The organism is Priestia sp. TSO9 (assembly GCF_021029645.1).
GTDB classification, from domain to species: Bacteria; Bacillota; Bacilli; order Bacillales; family Bacillaceae_H; genus Priestia; species Priestia megaterium_E.
Genome location: NZ_JAJEKD010000009.1, coordinates 550,827 through 574,369 on the forward strand (window position 1 = coordinate 550,827; position 23,543 = coordinate 574,369).

At 39.6% G+C, this 23,543-nt stretch carries 23 protein-coding genes; 15 read left to right on the forward strand and 8 right to left on the reverse strand.

Features of this window, described 5'->3' with window-relative positions:
* The first annotated feature begins 24 nt into the window (after positions 1–24).
* Both LJC66_RS05525 and LJC66_RS05530 read left to right on the forward strand, forming a co-directional pair.
* Positions 25–669 (forward strand): cupin domain-containing protein, encoded by a 645-nt coding sequence (locus LJC66_RS05525; RefSeq protein WP_230932003.1) that lies wholly within the window; start codon positions 25–27, stop codon positions 667–669.
* Positions 670–794: 125 nt separating this feature from the next.
* On the forward strand, positions 795–1,067 hold the full coding sequence (locus LJC66_RS05530) for a hypothetical protein (protein ID WP_230932004.1): 273 nt from the start codon (positions 795–797) through the stop codon (positions 1,065–1,067).
* Here LJC66_RS05530 and LJC66_RS05535 read toward each other — a convergent pair.
* Complete coding sequence (locus LJC66_RS05535) at positions 1,018–1,848, reverse strand: LCP family glycopolymer transferase (protein ID WP_230932005.1); 831 nt, start codon at positions 1,846–1,848, stop codon at positions 1,018–1,020. The two genes, LJC66_RS05530 and LJC66_RS05535, sit on opposite strands and share 50 nt — an antisense overlap.
* Positions 1,849–1,925: 77 nt before the next feature.
* Positions 1,926–2,297, reverse strand: coding sequence for a PilZ domain-containing protein (locus LJC66_RS05540; RefSeq protein ID WP_034270461.1), 372 nt, complete (start codon positions 2,295–2,297; stop codon positions 1,926–1,928).
* A gap of 585 nt (positions 2,298–2,882) precedes the next feature.
* Here LJC66_RS05540 and corA point away from each other — a divergent pair.
* Positions 2,883–3,854 carry a magnesium/cobalt transporter CorA gene (gene corA / locus LJC66_RS05545; protein WP_013055874.1) on the forward strand — a complete coding sequence of 324 codons (972 nt, stop codon included), beginning with the start codon at positions 2,883–2,885 and terminating at the stop codon, positions 3,852–3,854.
* 39 nt (positions 3,855–3,893) lie between these two features.
* Here corA and LJC66_RS05550 read toward each other — a convergent pair whose 3' ends face one another.
* Positions 3,894–7,082, reverse strand: a complete 3,189-nt coding sequence (locus LJC66_RS05550) for a S8 family peptidase (protein WP_230932006.1) — start codon at positions 7,080–7,082, stop codon at positions 3,894–3,896.
* Positions 7,083–7,536: 454 nt separating this feature from the next.
* Here LJC66_RS05550 and LJC66_RS05555 point away from each other — a divergent pair, with 454 nt between their 5' ends.
* The 4 genes from LJC66_RS05555 (at position 7,537) to LJC66_RS05570 (ending at position 9,890) form a co-directional block, all read left to right on the forward strand.
* Positions 7,537–8,046 (forward strand): SUKH-4 family immunity protein, encoded by a 510-nt coding sequence (locus tag LJC66_RS05555; RefSeq protein WP_230932170.1) that lies wholly within the window; start codon positions 7,537–7,539, stop codon positions 8,044–8,046.
* A 142-nt stretch (positions 8,047–8,188) separates the two neighbouring features.
* Positions 8,189–8,467 carry a YesK family protein gene (locus LJC66_RS05560; RefSeq protein WP_195695085.1) on the forward strand — a complete coding sequence of 93 codons (279 nt, stop codon included), beginning with the start codon at positions 8,189–8,191 and terminating at the stop codon, positions 8,465–8,467.
* Between the two features lies 1 nt (position 8,468).
* Complete coding sequence (locus LJC66_RS05565) at positions 8,469–8,927, forward strand: GNAT family N-acetyltransferase (protein WP_230932007.1); 459 nt, start codon at positions 8,469–8,471, stop codon at positions 8,925–8,927.
* A gap of 477 nt (positions 8,928–9,404) precedes the next feature.
* Positions 9,405–9,890 (forward strand): hypothetical protein, encoded by a 486-nt coding sequence (locus tag LJC66_RS05570; protein ID WP_195695083.1) that lies wholly within the window; start codon positions 9,405–9,407, stop codon positions 9,888–9,890.
* 216 nt (positions 9,891–10,106) lie between these two features.
* On the opposite strand, the gene LJC66_RS05575 is transcribed toward LJC66_RS05570, so the two are convergent.
* From LJC66_RS05575 to nagA, 4 genes are all read right to left on the reverse strand, one after another.
* Positions 10,107–10,832 carry an SIS domain-containing protein gene (locus LJC66_RS05575; RefSeq protein ID WP_230932008.1) on the reverse strand — a complete coding sequence of 242 codons (726 nt, stop codon included), beginning with the start codon at positions 10,830–10,832 and terminating at the stop codon, positions 10,107–10,109.
* Between the two features lie 15 nt (positions 10,833–10,847).
* Positions 10,848–11,573 (reverse strand): GntR family transcriptional regulator, encoded by a 726-nt coding sequence (locus LJC66_RS05580; RefSeq protein WP_230932009.1) that lies wholly within the window; start codon positions 11,571–11,573, stop codon positions 10,848–10,850.
* Positions 11,574–11,717: 144 nt separating this feature from the next.
* Positions 11,718–12,449, reverse strand: coding sequence for a glucosamine-6-phosphate deaminase (nagB, locus tag LJC66_RS05585; RefSeq protein WP_230932010.1), 732 nt, complete (start codon positions 12,447–12,449; stop codon positions 11,718–11,720).
* A 2-nt stretch (positions 12,450–12,451) separates the two neighbouring features.
* Positions 12,452–13,636 (reverse strand): N-acetylglucosamine-6-phosphate deacetylase, encoded by a 1,185-nt coding sequence (gene nagA / locus LJC66_RS05590; RefSeq protein WP_230932011.1) that lies wholly within the window; start codon positions 13,634–13,636, stop codon positions 12,452–12,454.
* 329 nt (positions 13,637–13,965) lie between these two features.
* Between nagA and nagE the strand changes: the two genes are divergently transcribed.
* The 4 genes from nagE to LJC66_RS05610 all read left to right on the forward strand — a co-directional run bounded on the left by nagE (position 13,966) and on the right by LJC66_RS05610 (position 17,851).
* A complete protein-coding gene (nagE, locus tag LJC66_RS05595; protein WP_230932012.1) occupies positions 13,966–15,843 on the forward strand; it encodes an N-acetylglucosamine-specific PTS transporter subunit IIBC in 1,878 nt (625 codons plus the stop codon).
* A gap of 387 nt (positions 15,844–16,230) precedes the next feature.
* Positions 16,231–16,950, forward strand: coding sequence for a DUF554 domain-containing protein (locus LJC66_RS05600; RefSeq protein WP_016763328.1), 720 nt, complete (start codon positions 16,231–16,233; stop codon positions 16,948–16,950).
* Positions 16,951–17,079: 129 nt separating this feature from the next.
* The gene (locus LJC66_RS05605; RefSeq protein WP_230932013.1) at positions 17,080–17,454 is read left to right on the forward strand and encodes a VOC family protein; all 375 of its coding nucleotides are present in this window, start codon (positions 17,080–17,082) and stop codon (positions 17,452–17,454) included.
* Positions 17,455–17,533: 79 nt separating this feature from the next.
* Entirely contained in the window at positions 17,534–17,851 is a 318-nt protein-coding gene (locus LJC66_RS05610) for a hypothetical protein (protein WP_016763330.1), read from the forward strand.
* 56 nt (positions 17,852–17,907) lie between these two features.
* Here the strand turns inward: LJC66_RS05610 and LJC66_RS05615 are convergent, their stop codons facing one another.
* Positions 17,908–18,225, reverse strand: a complete 318-nt coding sequence (locus LJC66_RS05615; RefSeq protein ID WP_195695077.1) for an iron-sulfur cluster biosynthesis family protein — start codon at positions 18,223–18,225, stop codon at positions 17,908–17,910.
* A 517-nt stretch (positions 18,226–18,742) separates the two neighbouring features.
* On the opposite strand from LJC66_RS05615, the gene LJC66_RS05620 reads away from it, so the two are divergent.
* Genes LJC66_RS05620 through LJC66_RS05635 form a run of 4 tightly spaced genes read left to right on the forward strand, consistent with a single transcriptional unit; the run spans position 18,743 to position 23,521 of the window.
* Positions 18,743–20,437 (forward strand): DUF6583 family protein, encoded by a 1,695-nt coding sequence (locus LJC66_RS05620; protein WP_230932014.1) that lies wholly within the window; start codon positions 18,743–18,745, stop codon positions 20,435–20,437.
* Positions 20,438–20,451: 14 nt separating this feature from the next.
* Positions 20,452–21,675, forward strand: coding sequence for an ABC transporter permease (locus LJC66_RS05625; protein WP_230932015.1), 1,224 nt, complete (start codon positions 20,452–20,454; stop codon positions 21,673–21,675).
* Positions 21,672–22,814 (forward strand): ABC transporter permease, encoded by a 1,143-nt coding sequence (locus LJC66_RS05630; protein ID WP_230932016.1) that lies wholly within the window; start codon positions 21,672–21,674, stop codon positions 22,812–22,814. The genes LJC66_RS05625 and LJC66_RS05630 overlap by 4 nt, the downstream gene beginning before the upstream one ends.
* Positions 22,811–23,521, forward strand: coding sequence for an ABC transporter ATP-binding protein (locus LJC66_RS05635; protein ID WP_230932017.1), 711 nt, complete (start codon positions 22,811–22,813; stop codon positions 23,519–23,521). Before LJC66_RS05630 ends, LJC66_RS05635 begins: the two co-directional genes overlap by 4 nt.
* The last annotated feature ends 22 nt before the right edge of the window (positions 23,522–23,543 follow it).

Sequence of the window (23,543 nt, forward strand, 5' to 3'; positions counted from 1 at the left end):
TTGATGAAAAGAGGGTATGACACTATGAGTAAATCTGGATTTGTACCGGATAATTCAAATATTAAAAAAAGCTCAGGAACGCCTAATCTGTCAGTGAACTATAAGCAAAACGTCCTGTTCAAACGAAACGACCAAAATATAGCGTATCAACTAACCTCAACTCAGCTGCCTGCAATGCTTGGGGGTGCTTTTGTTGATTTATATATGACGAAAGGGCATATGAGAGAACCGCACTGGCACCCAAACGCATGGGAGTTAGATGTCGTCGTTTCAGGTGAAGTGCAGGTGTCTGTCTTGGACCCTGATACAAGCAGCATGCACAATTACCGAATAAAAGAAGGGGAAGTTGTTTTTATACCGATGGGCTGGTGGCATTGGATTGAACCTCTATCGGAAGAAGCGCATCTGCATCTCTTTTTTAACAATGATCAATTTGAGTCTACAGAAGGATCCGACGTGCTGCGCTTGACGCCTCCGATCGTGTTTCAAAAAGCGTATGGAGTAAGCGCAAGTGAAGTAGCAGAAGCCGTTGCTCCGATTACGGATACGGTTGTGATTGGACCGCCTAATGATCATACTTTTTATCAAAAGAGCTATCTCAAAGATGAACGGGATGAACGAATTGTGGTTAAAATAAATGAAAAAGTGGTGCCTGCTGAAGATAAGTAGCAAAAAAAGAGGCTGGGATAAAAGTCTTTTAGTCGAAGTGAAAAACGAACCATGAATCTTTAATTCACGGTTCGTTTTTCTGTTATGGTGAACGTAGATTTCATCTGTTTCATTCCTTCTAGCAGTTGATTGGAGGGCAAGGCGAAGACTCCTGCGGGAAAAGCGGAACAGATGAGACCCCGCAGGAGCGCAAGCGACGAGGAGGCTCAGCGGCCGCCCGCGGAAAGCGAAGTCTTGCACGGAAATCAACTGCGGTGTCACAAGCAGTTCAGCTTATGTATCTCCTTTGGTCGTCTTTAGATTGGTTTCATTTTGTTATGTCCCAGCCTCTTTTTCGTGAAGCGTTTTTTATAAAAATAGCTCCTTACGTTTTAAGTGCTTATACAGCCGCGTTGTGACTTGTTTTTGGTTCCATTCGTTTTGCGGAAACTGCTGCTTGTCTACGTGAGCAACGGCCGGCTTATAGGTTTTTTGAATCCGTTTGATATCATTAAACGTTGCGTTGGTTTCAATGTGATCAGCGAGCTTGAATACAAGAGAATGCAGCTTTGCAACGTTGGGTACCGTGGCTGCTTGACTGAAAATGGCTTTCGCTACAGACAGCTGTCTTTCATGGGCAGTAAAGACGTCTTGTTCATTACGCTGCTTTAAATAAACAAGCGCTTCTTTTCCGTTAAGGCGAATTGATCCTTTTGGAAAAGCAATATTGCTGTGTTCAAAAGCACGTTTGTTTGTGACGATAATGCCGCCTAATTTATCTACAGCATCGACGACTGCCTGCTGATCCATTTTGACATAATAATCAACAGGAAGCTTTGCATATGCTTCGACGTTCTTTACAACAGCATTCATATTTCCTTGGCGATAAATAGTTCGCAGCGTTTCATCGCCGAGCTGAGTTGAACCGGGCAAGTGGGTCATTTTTATTGATTTATGCTGCTTATTAACAGTCATATATACAAATGACGTATTTTGATGGTTTTCTTGAATTAAAAGCAGGGAAAACGGTTGTCCTTTTTTTAAATTGACGTGTGTTTTGTTACCATGCTCAAGCGGTACATACGTTTGATCCACTGCAGCTTTCACCGTATGATAGCCTGCAAACGTGATGCTGACAAAACTGACGAGTAAAAACAGTACGAGACCGCCAATCCACTCTTTTTTTGCTTTACTGCTCATCGTCTCACCTTTTTTCTATCGAATTCGTTCGTAGTATTGCCATCTTAAAAGGGGAGTAAAACAAATGAGCGCTATTTTTATTGCGTATCTTGCTTTTTCTTGGCGTAGGTTTTGAGTTCTGTAATTAAAATTGCTTGTTCTTCCACATCGTTAAACGCTTCAATGCCATAAAGGTATTCGGTGTGCCGTTTTTCTTTCCACACGCAAAGTCCGGTAATATGGATGGGTTTTTCATTTAAATAAAAGCTGATTTTTAGCTGAATTTGATGGTTGAAAATAGGTAAATCAAGCGGCGTAATTATTTTGATTCCTTTTGGTGAAAGGTCGATAACGGACAAAGGACCGGGCTTAGAATCGATTTCTTTATTGTCGTATTTAGCAATGGAAAACGTTCCAACAATGGGAGTCTCAAATAAAAAGCGAAACGGTTCTTCACGTTTAAAATGCATGTATCATCAGTCCTTTTCGTAATCTAAGTTTGTTAAGTAAGTATTCGATGAAAGTCTAAAAATTCCTACACGTTTTTCCCCATGACCCATATAATGTTTATCGATGTAGAATATCTACCATGACCAAAGGGCGGCCATGGTAGATATTCTAGACCTAATCGTAGGTCACCCCCCTTGCTAGGTTGGTGGCCTACGATTAGGTGAACCTTTGTAGGAGGATTCAGGCGGTCTTAGTTATCGATTGCCGATTGTGAGTGCGATCGGATTATTAAATAGCGGGTATACTAGTAGGGCTTTTATAGTATCGGAAGTTTTGTTTGAAACTTTAAATAGAGAGGAAAAGGTTTTGAAAAAAGCGCTACGCTAGAGTTGGATTGTATGTTAAAATTAAACTTTGTGAAGTAGCTGTATTACAAGTCAGCGTTCCTTCAACTAATTAGGAGGTGAGATGAATGGGCACTGATGACCCCATTTCGATGAAGGTTACTGCAAAACAAGATAGGGGCAACAAAGGTGTATATGTTCCTCTCATTTCAACGAAGGAAAATACCCCTTAATGCCTCAATGATGTGAGGTGAAAAATCAATGATTAAAACATACTTATATGATGATGAAACAAAAGAAATGGTAACGAATCTTGATTTAGGAGACGTGCATGAAAAATTGCGCAATCCTGATAATTTGCTGTGGATTGATTTGTATGATGTCCACGGACAAGAGCTTGCTCAAATTGCTAAATTATTCGATTTTCACCCATTGGCGATCGAAGACTGCTTACACGACAGTCCTCGCGCTAAAATGGATGATTACGAAGACTATAAATTTTTCGTTTTTCACGCGCTTCGCTATAACGAAGAAAGTGATGACGAGATTACGACGCTTGAGTTAAATGCCTTTGTCGGATCAAATTACGTAGTAACAATTCATAAACATAAAATGGGCTGGCTTCGCAAAATGGATGCTGTGTGCTCACGTTATCCAAAGTTTATGAACCGCGGCGCCGACTTTTTACTGTATGCTTTGATTGATGGCATCACGGACGAATACTTTCCGATTTTAGACCGAATTGACATGCGTATTGATGAATTAGAAGATGAAATCTACAACAAAGAAGTGCGCGGAGTGACGGAAGAGTTCTTGGCGTTAAAAAGAACGATTATCTTAATCCGGCGCGTTATTCTGCCTCAGCGCCGAATTTTCTTAACGGTGAATGGAAAGTGGAAATTTGATATACGAGAAGAAAATGTTCCTTTCTACATTGATTTGCTTGACCACTTAGAGCGTATTGTAGACTCTGCTGAAACGTTTAGAGACCTCGTAAACAGTGCACTTGATACGTATTATTCTATTACCAATGCAACTTCATCTGAAAAGCTGAATGTCTTAACGTTAATTTCAACGATTATGCTTCCGCTGACGTTCGTAACCGGATTTTTTGGAATGAACGTACCGATTCCATATCAGAATTCCCACTGGGCTACTGCTGTTATTATTGTTATGTTAATTGTGTTAACGTGGGGAATGTGGAAATACTTTAAAAACAAACAGCTGTTATAACAAAAAGGCACTTGGCCATAAGCCAAGCGCCTTTTTTCTTTATTTTGTCACTGTTTTTGTTGTTGTCTTACTCGTATTGTTCGCTTTGTCTTTTGCAGTTACGCTTAAGACTGTTTTTTCTTTTTGCTTTTTAATTTTTACTGAGTATTGTCCTTTGCTGTTAGCAGCAGCAGAGCCAATGCTCTTTTTATTTACTGTTACCGTTACGGTAGCATTTGCTTCTGCTTTACCTGTTACAGCGGTGCTTTTCGTTGTGACAGCATTGACGCTTGGTGCAGCAGGGGGAGTTTTATCGCTCACTTTTACAGTCGTAGCTTTACTTGTGTTGTTGGCTGCGTCTGCTGCTGTTACGCTGATTGCTGTACCTGCTTTTTGTTTTTTTATTGTTATGCTGTATTGCCCTTTTGCATTGGCTTTTGCTTTGCCGATTTCTTTGTTGTTCACTTTTGCTACAACAGATGCATTTGCTTCTGCTGTTCCCTTAATAGCTGTATCCGCGTCGCTGACTGGATTTACCTTAGGTGCATTTGGAGCAATAACGTCACGCACTGTTACTTTTACTTCTTCACTTTCTTGTTTTTGGCTGTTTGTAGCCGTAATATACAAGACTGTGTTTTCTTTTTGTTTTGGAATCTTCACTTTGAACGCGCCTTTTGCATCAGCTTTTGCCGAAGCAATCACTTTTTTAGCGCTGTTTTTAACATTTACCGTAAAGTTTGCTTTAGACGTTCCTGTTACGTACTCATCTTTATTCGTTACGGCTTTTACCGCTGGTTTGGCAGGTGCTTTTTGAACAACTGCACGAATGCTCGTACTTGCTTTTCCGTTTGTGACAACCACTTGTAAAACGGTATCAGCTTTTTGAGCTGGAATGTTCACAGAGAACGTATTTTTTGCATCAGCTTTGGCAGTGCCAAGTGTTTTTGAGCCGTTCATTACTTTAACAGTTGAACCGCTTTGAGCTTTACCTGTAACCACTTTTTGCGTGCTGACAAATGTATTTACCTGCGCTTGCAGCTGCTGTGCACTTACCGCGCTGTACGCATTTAAACGTCCCCATCCTGATACGTAATCGTAGCCTGGAGCAGGAGGTTCTGCTGGACTTTCTTCATCATCGTATACAGGAGCATCTTTTTCATCAAATTTAATATCTTTAGCTGTATCCGTTAGGCGTTTTTCAACGTCTTTTGGCTTTAAGCCTGGGTTTTGTGATAGCAATAATCCCGCAACGGCTGCCACGTGAGGCGTTGCCATTGATGTTCCGCTTAAATAAGTGACGTTTCCGTCTGGAACAAGACTTGGAATATCAGAGCCAGGAGCTGTAATATCTAATCCTTTTCCGTAGTTTGAGTAGTCAGATACGATATCTAAACGGTTTGATGCGCCCACTGAAATCGCATAGGCAGATGAAGCAGGGTAAGAGAGCTCTTCCATACCGTCGTTTCCACTTGCAGCTACAACCGTTACGTTATGATCGTATGCGTATTTTAACGAATATTCAAGCACGCGGCTGTAAGATCCGCCAAGGCTTAAGTTAATGACTTTTGCACCGTGATCAACCGCGTATTTAATACCGTACGCAATTTGTTCTGTATCTCCGCTACCAGATGCGTCTAGAATTTTAACCGGTAAAATTTTTGCATGAGAATTAATGCCGGCCATTGAATAGTTATTGTTTGCAGAGGCTGCGATAATACCAGCTACGTGAGTTCCGTGTCCGTTGTCATCAGTTGCATTTGACGAACGATCCACGTAGTTATAGCCTGTTTTTGTATCCACCACGTCTTTTAAATCAGCTAGTGATGAATCGACGCCTGTATCCGCAACGGCAATAACCGTATCTTTTAACTTTTGACCGTTTAGTAATTTTTCAAGTGATTCGTATTGAATATCGGCATGCTGAGTACCGTCATTTTTACCCGTGTTATTTAATGACCATTGATACGGATATTGTGAATCCATTGAAAGAGCGTGGTACTCTTGAACCGGCTCGATAAATTCAGTTTCAGGAAGTGCCTGAATTTGTTTTGCCGTCATTTTACCTTGAGCAGATGACGTGCTGAAGCTTTTTCCATTGCTGTCATCTAATTGAATAACAAACATATTATCAAAAGAAGCAGCTGATTGTTTTAATGGATTAATAGATTCAATGCTTGCTGATTTTGACTGTGCTTTTGTTTTGAATGATTTAGCATTTGCACCATCTTTTAATTTAACAATATAGCGAGTTTCAGCTTTTGTTGAAACGCTGTTTGCGCTGACTAACTTAGCTCTTACTAATACAGACGATACGTTTAAGTCCGTTACGTCTTTTAATTTTGTCTGTGCTGCTACTTTTTCTAAGTCTTTCTTTAAAGCAGCCGGAACGGATTTATAAGCGATGTTGTATAAATCATTGATTGCTTTTTGATCAGCACTTGTAATCATGTATGTGCTTGATGCGCCGTTTTTCGCTACATCTGTAAATAGACCTTTTAGCTGAACTAAATCTTTGTATACTTGTTCGCGCATCGATTTATCAATAATCATTTTAGAGCTGATAAACGGAGCGGCTTTGTAATAAAGAGAAGAAAGGTCTTTTCCGCTTGCTGTTTTTGAAAGCACAGCGTCGCGAATCGTACGCAAATCTTTTAAAATACCTTTTCCGTTTTCTTTTTGGCTTGTACTTAATTCAGCCGGGCATTCTTCTGCCTCCATTTGAGAAGGGGGAAGTGAAGCGCCTTCATAGCTGATTGTATATGGAACTTCTGTTTTTTCATACGGCTGTGGTTCTGGAGAAGTCGAACCATCTTCCGCATCTTCTTCAATCATGTCGTCTTCGCTTCCATAATAATCAACTTTCACATAATAAGGGCCGGTCCAAGCGATTGGAAAATCTAGCTGAGCAGGCTCGTCTTTGTAGGAGTATCCCATATAACGGTCAAATGCCACGTTATTTTTGGCATCTTCAAGACTAGAGTAAACCGTGATGTTTACTTCATCATCACTTTGAAGCTTAATTCGGTAGTGTGAAAACTTTGCTACCTCTTGCTTAGAAGGATTAATTTTGTACCAATGTGTTTGTTCTGGTTCTGTAAATGTTCCTTTTGCTGCTTTACCGATGCTTAATGTTTTTTCATTAGCAGGAGGATTGCCTGCCGCTTGTGTTTTCAGTAAGCCCAATTGGCTAAAACACAAGGTGAACATTAAAGCAAAAGCAATAAAACGATAAATTGACCCTTTTTTCATGTTAAACCTCCAAAAAAATATAGTAAAAAACAGGAATTACATACCTATTAAACCATAAAGTTTAAAAATTTGTAAATAATTACTGTTGCTTATTTTAGTATTTTGTCAAGTTATTAATCTCGCATAAGAAATGGTGAGATAAGTCCTAGTTGCAAAAAGTAGAAAAAATTGGAATAATAAAGATTAAGCCTATTTATAAGAGGCGAGAGTATGCTGAAAAGGGAAGAAGGGAATGAGAATTATTTTTAAAAGCAGAATCTGTTGGAGAAAATCTGATCGGTTTCTTTTTACCTGTGTTTATAAAGAGGAAATCGGGCTATATAAATAAAGATTGGAAAAATTTTCAGTCTAATTAAGTTCATTTGTAGCATATAATACGAGCTGGATTTCTTTTATAATAAACAAAAGCAAAGAAAGAGCAAATGGTGAAAAGGAGTGAAAGAAGTTGTCAAATGTGATGCAACGACAGGAAAAACGAATGAAGTTTGATGCCGAACAGCTTGCACCCCTTGATATTGATAAAGAGACAAAGAAGTTGCTAATAGAAAAAGGATTGCCCAAAGAAGCTTCACCATTTCTAGAGTTCGTTTCATCCAAAGGAAAGCTAACAACGCTATGCGAAACATTTGAGTTATCATCTCGCTACCAGCACTATTGGTTTTTAGGAACAACAGGCGCTGGAGATCCAATTTGTCTTCATCAAAAAAACGGTTCGGTTGTGCTGCTCGATACGTCCAACGATGACTGCGAGCGTTTCGTGAATACAACTTTTCCGCAGTTTTTAACATGCTTAGATGTGTTTGAAGAGCTAGTAGAAGAAACGATTCAAGCTAACGGAGAATCTGCATACTTAGAGAGACACATTCCTGCTGAGGTGCTGCAGCGATGCAAAAAACGCATGAATGAAATTGATGAAGCTTGCTTAGCCCCTTATTCTTTTTGGTTCAAAGAACTTTCTTTTTAATATAGTAGAAAAATAGACATGGCCGTTTTGGTCATGTCTATTTAGTTATGGCTGCAGGGCTATTAATTATAGATAGAATAAATAAAAATGATAGTATATAATGGATATAAATTCCTTTTTTAAAGTAAGAAGGAGGGTGTAAATGATTTCTTTATTTGGATTAATGGGTGCTTTCTTTGTGCTGCTTTTTGGTGCGTCTTATTTCTTCTATAGAAAGAACTCACCCGTGCAGTACGGAATTTCACTTAGCAGCATGCTGATAAGCATATTTCTATTTCTATATAGCATATTTGGAGTTGGCGGCTTTGAAGGAATGGGGGTTGGTGCTTTAGCGGCTGCTTTGTTCTTGGCGTCGGTTCTGAGCTTGTTCGTCAGCGTTCTTTTTACCATCATAAATAGACATGGGAGAGGTGCTGTGTGAAATGGGAGAAATAACCTTTAGAGAAGCGGTGCGGGAAGATTTAGAACAAATTGTTGAAATGCTTGCTGATGATATGCTTGGAAGCAAACGAGAGCGCTACGAATTACCGCTTCCAGACTGTTATGTTCAAGCATTTCAGGCAATTGATGCGGATCCAAACAATGAACTGATTGTCGCATGTAAAGATAGTAAAGTAATAGGTGTTCAACAAATAACCTTTACGCCCCACATTGCACGACAAGGTGGGTGGAGGGCAACGATTGAAGGAGTTCGAACCGCTTCGTCAGAGCGCGGAAAAGGGGTTGGATATCAGCTGATTACATGGGCGATTCAACGAGCGAAAGAACGTAATTGTCAGTTGATACAATTAACAACCGATAAAGAACGGTCAGAGGCATTGCTTTTTTATCAAAAACTCGGATTTACTGCTTCTCATGAAGGGTTAAAGCTTCATTTGTAATTCGCTGTTAATAGTTGTATGCCTGTGGGAAGAATTTTTTGATTAAAATGAATTTTTTAGTTTAGTTCAATTGAAACGTGGTATACAAATAGTACAGAGCCGATAGAAATTTTTCTAAGGCTACTGTGAAAGGTAAATACTTAGCTTCATGAAGGGACTGGTTTAGTTTTGGAATACTTAACAGCAACTTCAGCAAACGTATTACCTCATATGAAAAGCAGATATTCTGATCTGGCAATTGGCACTCTCGTTATGAACCGATATACGTAGCGAAAGGGCCTCACAAGGGCAAATGAACATGAAATAATTAGCATGATATGAAGGGAAGAAGCTGCATCAGTTTTGATGCAGCTTCTTTTTTTGTGAGATGCGGCAGGAAACCTTATACAACACTTTGGCAGAAATTTATAGATAAAATTCATAGATATGGTAAACTATTTGAAATTGTATCGGCACGAAAAAGGAAGGAGGAGTTCTATGGATACACGCGAGCTATTTTATTACATTTATCAAAAGAATGTGACAGCGGAAAAACATTATTTACCATGGGCACTTTCTATGCTTGAGCATGAACAGGGTTCTGTATCTCTTTCTATTTTAGCTTCTCTCCGCCCACCTTATAATCTCTTTGAAATAGAAGATTATTTTCAGCGTACTTTAAAAGAGCTTTCCTTATCGGAACCGAGTGAACAGGAATGTACAGATTACCTGATCTATACTAGGCTTCAAACAATTGTGCAGCATGAAGAGAGGGCGCTAACAGAAGCCAATCACTTATACAACATGTTCATTGAACTCGACTGTCCGACGGAGTTAGTAGGTTGGCTTGAAATTAGTGATATGGTAGATGACTATCAGTACGGAGACAATTATTTTACCATCACGGATGAAATCATACATACGACAATTATGAAAGAAGCTAAAAGCCAGCTAGAACATTACCGTAAAAAAATCTTCAAATGAATGTACTACGAAATTTCTTATAACTTATTTGACACTTAACGTATAAAAGAGTATACTAATGTTAAACATAGTAATTATGTCGGATAAGTAGGTTATGGTGCTGTGAACAAGACTTCTACTGATAAAGAGGAGATCTAGTCCAAATCGTACAGTCCGACTTTGATGAGATGCTTTCAAGCATCTTTTTTTGTGCGAAAAAAACAGCCGCAGGGGCTGTTATAGGGCAGTAATTCTTCCTTTGTAAGCATCAATCAACCGCTGGTTATGTTCATCTGAACCTTCCATGTTTCCGCTTAAAAAGACAGGAGGCGTGATGCCGCGGCTGAGCAGTTTTTGGATGGCTTTAGATAGGACATCGTTTAAGATAGCGCCTCCAATTACAGTGGAGCCAGAAGCGAAAGAAATGTCTTGCTGATGAAGAAGAACGTCTCCTTTTGGAATATGATTATTAATAACAAGATCCACGACATCATGAAGGTATTTTCCGCTTTTATGCCGCGAAGCCCGGCTCGTAGCATAAGAAGGAGAGGTAAGCCCGATCACAAAGGCGCCTTTTTCTTTTGCAATTAAAGCCACATCAATCGGAACGGGATTTACGCCCGACGTAGAAATGACGATCATAATATCGCCTGGTACGATATCTTCTTTTTCCATAAAGGTATTTGCATAGTCATTTCTACGCTCTAGCTGTGAAGAGCGTGAAGCTCCTTTATGAAGCATCAGTTCTTCTACAAAAATAGGATGAATCGGTGCAAGCCCTCCGGAACGGTAAAACACTTCTTCCGTTAAAATATGAGAATGACCGCACCCAAATAAATGAATGAGGTGATGAGAAGCTAATTGCTGTGAGATTTTCTCGGCTGCGGATTCCATTGCCTGCTTTTCATGCGCCTCCACTTTGGCAAGCAGTTTTGTTAGTTCCTGTAGATATAAACTAGACATAAGAAAACTCCTTAGTTAAGATCGTGTCATGTTAATCGTAAACTTATAGCGGTCTGCTCGGTACGAAGACTTCACTACTTCAAGCGGCGTGCGGTCTTGCAAATACGTATTTCGTTGAATCAGTAGAACCGGTGAATATGAGCTGATTCCAAGATGCTTCACTTCGGTTTCAGAAGCTAAAATGGATTCTAACGTTTGATTGGCTTCACCAATTTTCAGCCCGAGCTCTTCTTCAATATAGCGATAGAGAGAGTCATTAACAATGGATTCTGTTAAGCCTTTGACTAAGTTAGCGGATACATATACGCTTTCAAGCGCCATTGGCACGTCGTCAGCTAAACGAATACGCTTGATTTCATAAACAGGTGCATGAAGAGAAATGTGCAGCTGCTCGGCAATTTTTTCTGAAGCCGCAATAATTTCAAAGCTCAGCAGCTTACTGCTTGGCACCATTCCGCGCGCTTTCATATCTTCTGTAAAACTCGTTAATCCAACGAGCTGCTGCTCCAGTTTTTTTTCAGATACAAAGGTGCCGCGGCCTTTTTGACGATACAAATAACCGTCGTTTACTAAATTGTTAATCGCTTGGCGAACGGTCATTCTGCTGATTTCAAATCGTTCTGCAAACTCTCGTTCAGAAGGAAGCGAATCATTTGGTTTTAACTCTCCGTTTTCAATTTGTTTTTTCAACTGTTCTTCAATTTGATAATAAATCGGAAGAGGTGAGCTTTTATCAATCACTTAAGTTCTCTCCTTTATGTAAACCTCCTCATCTAAAAAAGACGAGGAGGTATGTTATCTATATATACTCTAACTAATAATCAGATATCTTTCTTTCATAAAGACGGATTGATTATAGCCGGGGGAGGCTACTTGACTATTCTTTCAAAGGTTCACTTTAGCTAAAGCTTCTTGGTCCGCAATAATTGTAACACACTGATGCTTCTTTAAAATAGAAGCAGGGAAGTTCTCTGTGATTTCTCCGTTAAGCAGCTGATACATCGCTTCTGCTTTGGCTTCCCCGGAGATAAGCAGTAAAATTTCTTTGCTTTTCATAATCGACTCAATTCCCATTGTAATTGCCTGAGTAGGCACTTCGTCAAGAGAATTAAAGTAGCGTGCATTGGCTTTTCGCGTTGACTCTTCTAACGTCACAATATGAGTAGGAGAGTTGAATGACGTACCGGGTTCGTTAAAGCCAATATGTCCGTTTTGGCCGATTCCAAGAATCTGAAGGTCAATGCCTCCGTGAATTTGAATCATTTCATCGTAGCGGCGGCACTCTTCTTCAGGCGTATCAGCTAAGCCGTTAGGAACATGGGTGCTGCTTGCATCAATATCAATGTGATTAAATAACGCGTCTGCCATATAGTAATGATAGCTGTTTGGATCTTGCGGCTTCATTCCGACATATTCATCTAAGTTAAAGGAAGTCACGTGTTTGTAAGACGTGCCGTGCTCTTTATGATCTTGAATTAAACGATCATATAATCCTTTCGGCGTGCCTCCCGTTGCAAGTCCCAGATTCATATTTGGCTTTTCATGAAGTTTGCTAATCAGCATATCAGCTGCTTTTGCACTCATTTCACTGTAATTTTTCACTTGGATGATATTCATTGTTAGTCCTCCTTTTGAAAGCTCAATGTGCCTCGGCAAAATGTCATTTCAACATCTAAGTTTTCATTTAATACCACGATATCCGCATCTTTTCCAATTTTAAGGCTTCCTTTTGTATCAAACAGGTTAAGCTGTTTTGCTGGGTTTTCAGCGGTCATTTTTACGATGTCTTCTAATGAGCAGTTCGTAAAGCTCATCGTGTTTTTAATCGCATCGTTCATCTTTAAGATGCTTCCTGCTAATGTTCCATCTGCAAGGGTAGCCGTTGTGTCATTTACGTGAACAGGCTGTCCTCCTAAATCATACGTACCGTTTTTTAGCCATTTGGCACGAAGAGAATCCGTGATAAGAATCATGCGTTCACTTGTGATTTGATCGTAGGCAAGCTTGACCATTTCAGGTCGGCAGTGGATGCCGTCTGTAATTAGCTCTACAAATAATTCATCTCTCAAATAAGCGGCGCCTAATACGCCCGGCTCTCTATGGTGAAGGCCGCGCATGCCGTTATATAAGTGCGTAATATGAGAAGCTCCTGCTTCGATGGCTTCACCAACTTGATCATATGTGCTGTCGGAGTGGCCAATAGAAGCGACAACGTTTGTTTCTTTTAAATAAGAAGTAAGTGCTAAGCCGTTTGGCTGCTCCGGAGCTAACGTGACAAGTTTAATATGTCCTCCGGCTGTTTTTTGCCACTCTTGAAACAGTGCTACATTCGGATCTTGAATGTGAGTAGGCGGCTGTGCACCCGCACGTTTTGGTGAAATAAACGGACCTTCTAAGTGAATACCAACTACTTCAGCATCTCTATCTGTTTGCTCTTCGATATAAGCGCCCGCGTTGCGAAGCGCTTTTTCAACCGCTTCATTCGATTGCGTCATAGTGGTTGCTAAAAAGCTTGTTGTACCTTCTTTTGGAAGCGTGCGCGCCATTGTTTGTAATGCTTCTGCTGTACCGTCCATTGCATCGGCATTGTTAACGCCATGAATATGAACATCAATGGCACCAGGAATCACTTTATAGGAAGGAGAAAGCTCAATCACATGGTCTTTTGGCTGACGTACGTATTGATGTGTCTCTCCGATTTCAGTAATTTTCTTGTTCGTTAGTTTAATATACCCGTTTTTTAATGTCTGATTTTCACTATAAACGGTTACATTATAAATAATGATGGATGAATGTGTATCCATACATACACTCCTTTGCTTGTTGTATTGATTTAAGTGTAACGCTTTTTGGAATAGTTGTCTAGACCAGTTGATTCTTTTTTGTGAACTAGAAAGTTTTGTAAGGGCTTTTAACATTGATATAGAGAGGTTTTCAAAAAAGAAAATTGGTATAGACAACTATATATTTTATGTGCTAGTATGAGTCCATGCAGTAAAACCGCCTTCATTTCAGCTGATGATGTAGTCATAGGACGGGGATGAATGCGGTAACTTGTCATCCGATAAATATTGTTACGAAAATCCTTGCTCGTAACATCGGGTTAAATACGTTATACAAAGGGGATAGAAACATGCTGAATTTTTTACAACGTATTGGTAAATCGCTTATGCTGCCAATCGCAGTATTACCTGCTGCGGCATTGCTTCTTCGTTTGGGTCAAAAGGACTTATTGGATATTCCATTTATGGCTCAAGCCGGAGATGCGATTTTTGCGAATTTAGCACTACTGTTTGCACTCGGAATTGCTGTAGGGCTTTCAAAAGATGGAAGCGGCGCAGCAGCACTTGCCGGAGTCGTTGGTTATTTTGTATTAACAAAAGGAACTGTAGCTATTGATAAAGACATTAACATGGGTGTACTCGGCGGGATTGTCTCAGGAGTAACGGCCGGTTTACTATACAATCGTTTCTCAGCGATTAAGCTGCCCGAGTGGCTTGGCTTCTTTGCAGGAAAGCGGTTTGTACCGATTATTACGTCAGTCGTTATGCTCGCGCTTGCAGGAATCTTCGGGGTTATCTGGCCGCCGATTCAAGATCAAATTAACAACTTAGGAACGTGGATCACAGGAGCAGGAGCGCTTGGTGCAGGTATATACGGATTTTTAAACCGTCTGTTGATTCCAATTGGACTGCATCACGTGTTAAACAGCTTAGTATGGTTTGTATTCGGAGACTATCACGGCGTAACGGGAGATTTGAATCGCTTCTTTAAAGGAGATCCAACGGCAGGAATATTTATGTCTGGATTCTTCCCGGTTATGATGTTTGGTTTACCGGCAGCTGCGCTTGCGATGATCGCAGCAGCTAAAAAAGAAAAGCGCAAACAAGTCAGCGGTATGTTAATCGGACTTGCTGTTACTTCTTTTTTAACAGGAATTACGGAACCAATTGAATTTCTATTTATGTTCGTAGCACCGTTATTATATGTTATTCATGCCGTTTTAACAGGAATATCAATGGCTTTAGCCGTCGCTCTTGGTATTCACGCTGGATTTGGATTTTCAGCAGGGGCCATTGATTTCTTCTTAAACTACGGAATTTCACAAAAACCGCTGCTGTTAGCGGGAATTGGAATTGTATATGCAGTCATTTACTTTGTCATTTTCTACACGCTGATTAAAGCGTTAAATTTAAAAACACCGGGACGTGAAGATGATGAAGAAGTAGACACATCAAACGAAACGGTTGTAGCAACAGGCGATAAATATGTGGATATGGCATCGTATTTTATTGAAGATCTAGGCGGAAAAGAAAACTTAACCGCAATTGATAACTGTGCGACTCGTCTTCGCTTACAAGTAGCTGATGCCGGCAACATTAACGAAGCAGCCTTAAAGCGTCACGGAGCGAGAGGAATCATGAAGCTCAGCAAAACAAATGTTCAAGTCATTGTCGGAACAGAAGTAGAGTTTGTTGCGGACGCAATGAATCAATTAGTTAAATACGGAACAGCGTCAACCGCTGCACCTGTTGAACAACAGGCTGTTCAAGCAGACGTACACACAGAGTTTGTGTTACCGTTTGAAGGCGTTGTAAAGCCGCTTAGTGAAGTAGAAGATCAAGTGTTTTCACAAAAAATGATGGGTGACGGCTTTGCAATTGAACCGATTGAAGGAACGCTCGTATCACCGATTAACGGTGAAGTCATGACCGTATTCCCAACAAAACATGCGATTGGCTTAAAAACAGCAGAAGGAATTGAAATCCTCATTCACGTTGGATTAGATACCGTGAATTTAAAAGGCGAAGGATTTGAAGCGCTTGTTCAAGAAGGCGACAGCGTTCAACAAGGGACGCCGCTTTTACAAGTGAATTTAGACTATGTTAAAAAGCATGCACCGTCTATTGTGACACCAGTTGTATTTACCAACTTGCCAGCGGATAAAGAAGTAAAGCTGTTAAAAACAGGCTACCAAAAGCAAGGCACAAAAGACGTTATTACATTTTAATAAGAGGGCTAGAACAAACCTGTTCTAGTTAAAAGAAGATCCGAACGATGAAGCGTTCGGATCTTTTTATTGTGATGGTGAACGTAGATTTAATCTATTTAGTTGCTTCTGGTTGTTGATTGGAGGGCAAGGCTCAGCGCCCGCCCGCGGAAAGCGAAGCCCTGCACGGAAATCAACAGCGTTGTCGCAAGCAATCAGCTCATGTATCCTATTTGTTCGTTTTTATATGGGGGTAATCTAGTTACGTTTCAATCTCTTTTTTCTTTTCTTCATAATTGAAAGAATTTTATGTTAAAATTTAGTGTGTTTGATACAGCTAGTGCGGAGCAGAGAGGAAGTAGAACAAATGAAAACAGTAACGGCATTATTCAAAGTAAAGGTGACAGCATGTTTATTATAGGAGCATTAGTAAATGGACTAGCGATTGTTGTAGGAACATTAATGGGCAAGCTTGCTCACCGCATTCCTGAAAAAGTAAGCGTGACGGTGATGCAAGTGATGGGGTTATCCGTTATCACGCTTGGTTTGCAAATGGGCTTTAAAAGTCATCAGTTTTTAATTGTGATTTTGAGCTTAGCCATTGGAGCGGTTATTGGTGAGTTCATTGATTTAGATGAAAAGCTAAATCTTTTAGGTAATATGATTGAACGAAAATTTCAATCTCAGCAAAATGACAAGCAAACATTCAGTATTTCACAGGGCTTTGTAACAGGGACGTTAATCTTTGTCATTGGAGCGATGGCGATTGTCGGGGCATTAGACAGCGGAATACGAGGCGACCACAGCGTATTGTTTACAAAAGCGGTGATGGATGGATTTATCTCATTACTATTAACGACTACGCTTGGAATAGGCGTCATTTTCTCAGCGGTGCCCGTGTTTCTATACGAAGGCATCATTGCGTTATTTGCCACGCAAATTAATGCGGTCGTGCCGCAAGATTTAATGAATAGTATCATTGCCGAAGTCACAGGAGTAGGCGGCGTATTAATTTTAGCAATTGGGATTAATTTATTAGAAATTATTAAAATTAAAGTTGCGAATTTACTGCCTTCGATTTTAATTGCGGTTGTGATTGTAGTTGTACAGCATACATATTTTTTATAAAGAAAAAGCTTGTGAATAGTATTTGCAAGCTTTTTTGTATATATGAGCAAAAGTTAAGGTAGTAGCAGGTATAAAGTGATACGTGGATAATGGTATAGAATGAACCGAAACCAAAAAAGAGGATTAAAAATGCCAAGTCCTGTTTTCAATAAAATAAATACGGTATTTATTCACGTATCTCATTTAAAAACTTCGGTAAAATGGTATAGCAAGTTATTGAATCAAGAATATAAGATGAGCGAAGTTAAGAACCCAGTTTATAATCTTAAAATTGATGGAGAAACAGGATTAACGCTGGACGCAGGCCCTCAAGGAAAAGAAAAACAAATAGCGGCTAACCCTCATCCAATTTTTAATTTTCATACGGAAGATATTAAAGAAGAGTATGAATTTGTTAAAGGGATGGACTATACGATTGAGTCTCCGATTACTTCTTTTGAGGATTTTTCTTTTTTTACGATAAAAGATCCGGATGGACATGTGGTCATGATTTGTACAGGTTAAGTCGTTAGCTCCAGAAGTTTAAGGTATAGTATACTAATAAGAAAACCCTAATGAGATGAAGTAAGGAGAAATACTGCTTATGAAAGACAATCAACCGATTACAGCTCTTATTGCTGCACAAGTGGAGAAGTTAGCACGTCAATTTGGCTATGACTTTTTATCTGAAAAACAAGGGAATCAAACGCTTTGTCAAATTCTTCAGCGAGATGAAGACGGATCTATTTTGGCAACGCCGCTTAGTTTTCATTTACATATGAATGAAGACAAAGGGACGGGAGATATTATTTACTACCATGAACAAGGAGAATTTAAGCGCCAGCAAGTGAATGTATATGAAGAAAATAGTCTTGTGAACGTGTTGTTATTTATCCAAGAGCGCTTAAAGGTCAATCGATAGAAGCGAGTTTCCTAACATATTCATAGAAAAAAAGCAGGGAGTTCCCTGCTTTTTTTCTATGAATTAATATAGCGCAATCCTACGCGGTTATTAAAAATTTGGTTGTGATTTTTAAAGACAAAAGCACCTGCTGTGTGATCAATCACCAGCTCATTGTCGTATACTTCTTCCATGTCATCATCAACAATAAATTCTAAGTCTTCAACCGTTACAACTTTTTCATAGGGTTGAAGGCTGCGCTTTGAGATGATCTTCATTTCATAAATTGTATTCACAATATCGCAGCTCCCCCGGTCAAAAGAAAGCTGAACCATTTGATTTTGTTCTACGTTCTGCAACGCTTCTTTTGCAGAAGGAGTGACGCGTATGTTCATAATGATATCCTCCTTTGTCTATCCTCAAATTAAGTTGTGTGAAATGTATTTAGGAATACTTTATTCGATTTTTATATCACGGGCAAGAAAAAAGCTTTCTTATATTTATTATTTCCCTTTCAAAACGGAACAAAACGCTGATGTTTTTATCATGTTTTCATAAAGGCGTACATAGATATCACCTGTATGTGATTAAAGGAAAAAGAATCGACTATAGAAAAAACGCCGATTCGTAATTATTAGGTGTAAATGCTTAAAAATAGGAATATATTGTAATAAAATAAGAAGTTAAGTCATTTACCTATTTTAATAGTTATTGAGATAGTTTTGAATAATTGGTTTTATTTTCAATATATTGGGTACTTAAGTAGAGTACTTTGCACACGATATTGCACCGAAAGACATCGGTTTATCGGACTAATTATTGTCTTATTTTGTCGAAGTAGTAGAATTTATGGAAACCATTCCTTATCATGTACAAAGTGACTAACAAAATACATAGGAGGTTCTGGTGTAGATGAGTGAGAAAGATCAAAACAGAACAACAGACGAAACAGCGGCTTCGCTAGAAACAGCGCCCGCTCCCAAAAAAGCGCCGGCTAAATGGATTATCATTTTGGCAGCTTTAATTGTGATTATTGGAGGAGCAATTACATTTGCTACGGTATTTAAAAAATCCCCTAAGCAATTATACTTAATTTCTGAAGTAAATACGTATCAAAAAGCAGCTGATGAATTAGAAACAAAGTACAGTGAAACGATGGCTTATCAGGAAAAAGCGATGAAGCAGCCTTCTACTACAAATGCTACTATCAAAGGCGGCTTTAACATGGATTCACTTTCGTATGATCCAAGTTTTAAAATGATTCAAGACCTTATCAGTAAAGCTGAAATTAAAATTAAAGCGGAACAAGATCCGAAAAAAAGTGAAGGATACGGTTCACTGGCTCTTAATATCGGCGGTTCAAAAGCGCTTGATCTAGAAGGTTTTCAAACGAAAGAAAGAATAGGCTTTAAAGCCCCGATTCTAGCAAATGAATATTTCTATTTAAACTTAGACGAATATGGACAGGTAGCGCGTAAGTTCGATCCTTCTTATTCAGGTCCTGAAACGCTTGATATTAACACAAGCAACGTGAGTTTAGAAGACTTACAGTTAACGGAAAAAGAAAAGACCTACATTGCAAAAGAGTACGGAACGTTCATTTATGATCAGCTAGACAGCGATTATTTTACAAAAGAAAAAAATGTGGATTATAAAACAAATGGCAAAACGCTTCAGTTAACAAGCGTGACGCTTAACATGTCTGACAAAGAAACAAAACAATTTATGGATAAGCTTATTGCGAAGGTAGCAAAAGATGACAAGCTTCATACCATCTATGCAAATCACGTATCTAAGCTGTTTAAATCTTCAGCAGCAACGAATCCAGAATTGAAAGATATGGCAGATCCAAAAGAATTGAAAAAATCAGTAAAAGAAAGTCTTCAAGACTTCCAAAAAGAAGCAAAAGATACGACTTACCCTGGCGGTGTTAAATCAACTGTGTACGTTCAAGATGATGTTGTGGTAGCTCGCGATATGAACATGGGCGTAAAAAATGCTTCTAACGATAAAGGCAAGCTTAACGTAGTGACTAAAAATATTCCGTATGAAGATAACAAAACGGCTAAGCAGTTTAAAGCAGTTCTAACTGATAGCACTACCGATGATGCGTTTACGTTTGATATGAAAAATGACGTAACAACGGAAAGTGAAAAACGAAAAGAAAACATGTCTATTCATTTGTTAACAAAAGATTCAAAAGATGAAGACACGAATATGACGTTTAAAATGAATTCAGTAATCAATGGTAAAACCGATGCGAAACAAACGGCTGACCGTACTTTCTCTTTAGACTTAGGTGATCAAGAAGATCTAGTAGTAAACGGGGAAGTAAAGCAGAATCAAGCAATAAGTGCTTCAAAAGGAAAAGCAGATTATTCGTTTGATATTCGTACAAAAATAGGACCAAAAGCAGATCCGGCAAACGTTACGTTAAAAATTGACTCTGCTTCTCAATTAAAAAAATCAGCAGCTATTCCAGAGCTTGATGCGTCTAATGCAACAAATGTAAAAGATGTAACGCCTGAAGATATGCTGTCGATTCAAGAAAATTTCGCTAAAAATGTTCAAGGTCTCATGATGAATATGGGAACCGCTGGTTACTAAAAGGTGCAAAGCAGATGAAGATATATTTCTCTTTGACTCTTTTTACATGTAAAGCTCTATTGAAAAATATAAAATCTCTCATACTGCTAATAATGATCCCTGCTCTGTTTTTACTTGGAGCAGGGATCATTATTAGTCAGACCATGCAAAGTGAGGAGAAAGTAAATCGGTTTCCCGTGGCCATTGTGGATAAAGATGATACTGCACAGACGAAATACGTCATCGAGCAGCTGACTGAAGGTAAGCTTCGCAAGATCATGAAGCCGCTTTACACGAATGAACAGAAAGCTAAACAGCTGCTGCAGGAAAATAAAGTGGCAGCCATTGTAACGCTGCCAAAAGGTTTTAGTCACGATATTGCTCATGGGAAAAATCAGCCTTTACACGTCATTGGGAACAACAATAAGCCGCTTCAGTCACAGCTGTTTCGCTACGTGATGGAAAGTGCAGCCGACTACACGTCAGCCGCTCAAAGCGGTATTAATACGGTTGATACCTTTTTAGAAAAAGAAAATGTTTCCGATGAAAATAGACGCGCAGAGTTTAAGAAGAGCTTAGTAACGTTTGGGCTTCATGTATTAGATAGAGGAAGTTTATTTGATGAACAAGTAGAAACGAGTTTCTTTCAGCAGGATATGAAGCAATATTATGTCCTGTCTTTTGCTGCTTTGCTGCTTATGATTTGGAGCTACGGCGGATGGCTGCTTGCTAGTGAAACGCAGACTTCTCCCGTGCTGGCTCGAATGAAAACAAGAGGTGTATCGTTTGCCCACATTTATTTAGCGCAGCTGACGGCTCTGTTTGTTCTTTTGCTGCCGGTATCTGTCGTATTGTTTGGAAGCCTCATTAAAGGACTGAAACTGCCTGTAACCGGTACGTACGGAGAGCTTTTTTTAGGGGTAAGCGGAAGTTTGGTTGCTTTTTTATGTTTGTTTTTACTGCTTCGGGTTCTTTTTTTATCACAAAAAGCTTATCAACTAACCGGTTTGCTGTTTATTTTGCTGAGTGCGATTTTAAGTGGACATGTTGTGCCGGTCGTCTATTTACCGGACTGGGCGAGTGGTTTTCAGAAATGGTCACTCAACACCCGCGTCTTGGAGCTGTTATTTTATGAATTTGATGGATATAACACAAACGAAGCTTTTCTTTACCTTAAGCCTATTCTCATTACGACAGCAGGAAGTTTTGTTCTTGCTGTTGGCTACGTGATGATTATGCAAAGGCGGTGGAGAAAATGATCAGTGAAAAAATAAAGCAGCTGCTGAAGCGCCCTATGCTTATTGTCATGATCTTCTTTTTACCTTTAATAGGAACGGTCATCAGCAGCTCATTTTTAGCAAAAGTACAAAGTGATTCGAAAATACCTGTTGCTCTTGTCGATCAAGATCACAGCAACATGTCTAAACAAGTGATGGATCGACTACAGAAAACAACAGAAATTCAGTTTCTTTCTCTGAGCGAAGAACAAGCAAGAAAGCAGCTGGCAAAAAATAAAATTGACAGCATTTTTATGTTTCCTAACGGATTTCAACAAGAAGTAGAAGCGGGGAATTATCAAGGGGTCATTGATTTGCTCACGCTGCCTTCTTTCGTTGCCACAGAAGCGGTTCGAGAAGTTGTGGCGAGTGAAGTGACACGGTTAACAACAAATGTTAAAGCGGCAAATGAAGTGCGTTTTTTATATAAAGTCTATAACATTCATGCAGGACCGGATTTATGGAAAGAAGCGTATCGTTATACCGATAACCAGTGGAAGCCAAAGCCGCTGATGACAATTGATTACGAGGCGCAAGGAACGAAGCATACGAAGCAAGGGAATGTTCAAATGACCGGATACGTGCCGCTATGGGGATTCTTTACGCTTTTACTTTGCTGCATCACATCAGATTGGATGATTAAAGAGCGGAAGCACCTTTTCAAACGAATGAAAACGATGCAAAAAGGACTTTACGGTTATGTTCGAAGCGTCAGCGCCGCTTATGCCGTGCTATACGTGCTTCAAGCTCTCATAAGCTTTGCTCTATTTAAATGGCTGTATGGAGTAGCGTCTTACGGTGTGCTGCTGTATATGTGTATCTATGTGATTGTGTGCGTTGCCTTTAGCACGTGGCTTGCAAGTGAAAGTCAGCGAGTTGGATCTTATTATATGATCAGCGTCGTCATGGTCACAGGACTCAGTATAATAGGAGGGAGCTTTTTCCCGGTAGGGGAGCTTTCTGCAACGATTGAAAGAATAAGTCAGTGGCTTCCGCAGCATCTGCTTCTGTATCAGCATGCACTGCCGCTTACGTTCATTTGGAAAGAGATAGCTGTTTCCATTGCATGTATATGTTTGTGCGCGTTTAAAATAGTGTGGAATGTGAGGAGCATCAAATGATTGAAATTAACAATGTTAGCAAAACATACGGAAAAAAACGGTCGTTAGCAAATGTTACGCTGACCGTAGAAAGTGGAGAAGTCATTGGTCTTTTAGGACCAAACGGCGCTGGTAAGTCGACGCTTCTGTCTATTTTGTCTACCATTACGGCTCCTTCAAGCGGGAATGTCACGATTGGAGGCTTATCGGTTAAGAAAAATCAAAAAGCGATTCGAGAAGTCATTGGCTACGTTCCACAAGATATAGCGCTGTGGGAAGAGCTTAGCGTAAAAGAAAACATGAAAATGTGGAGCAAAATGACTTCACGCTCTCTGTCGAATGAACAGCTTCAGTCTCTTTGCTCAGCTGTACAGCTCGAAGGAAGATGGAAAGAAAAAGTGAAAAATTTATCAGGAGGCATGAAGCGAAAGCTAAATATAGCCGTTTCACTTATTCATGAACCGTCCGTTTTGTTAATGGACGAGCCGACGGTCGGAATTGATTTGCAGTCAAAGCTTGAGATCATTCGTTATATTAAACAGCTGGCGGCAAAAGGAAAGACGATTATCTATATTACCCACGATTTGAATGAAATCTTAGACGTGTGTCATCGGTTTGCGGTCTTAAAGGAAGGAAAGCTGGAATTTGTCGGCACGATGGACCAAGCGAAGGAAAAGACTGGGGAAGAGGCAGAAGAGAACGTTGTGTATAAGCTGCTGCATGATTAAAGCAAAATAATAATAAAAAAAG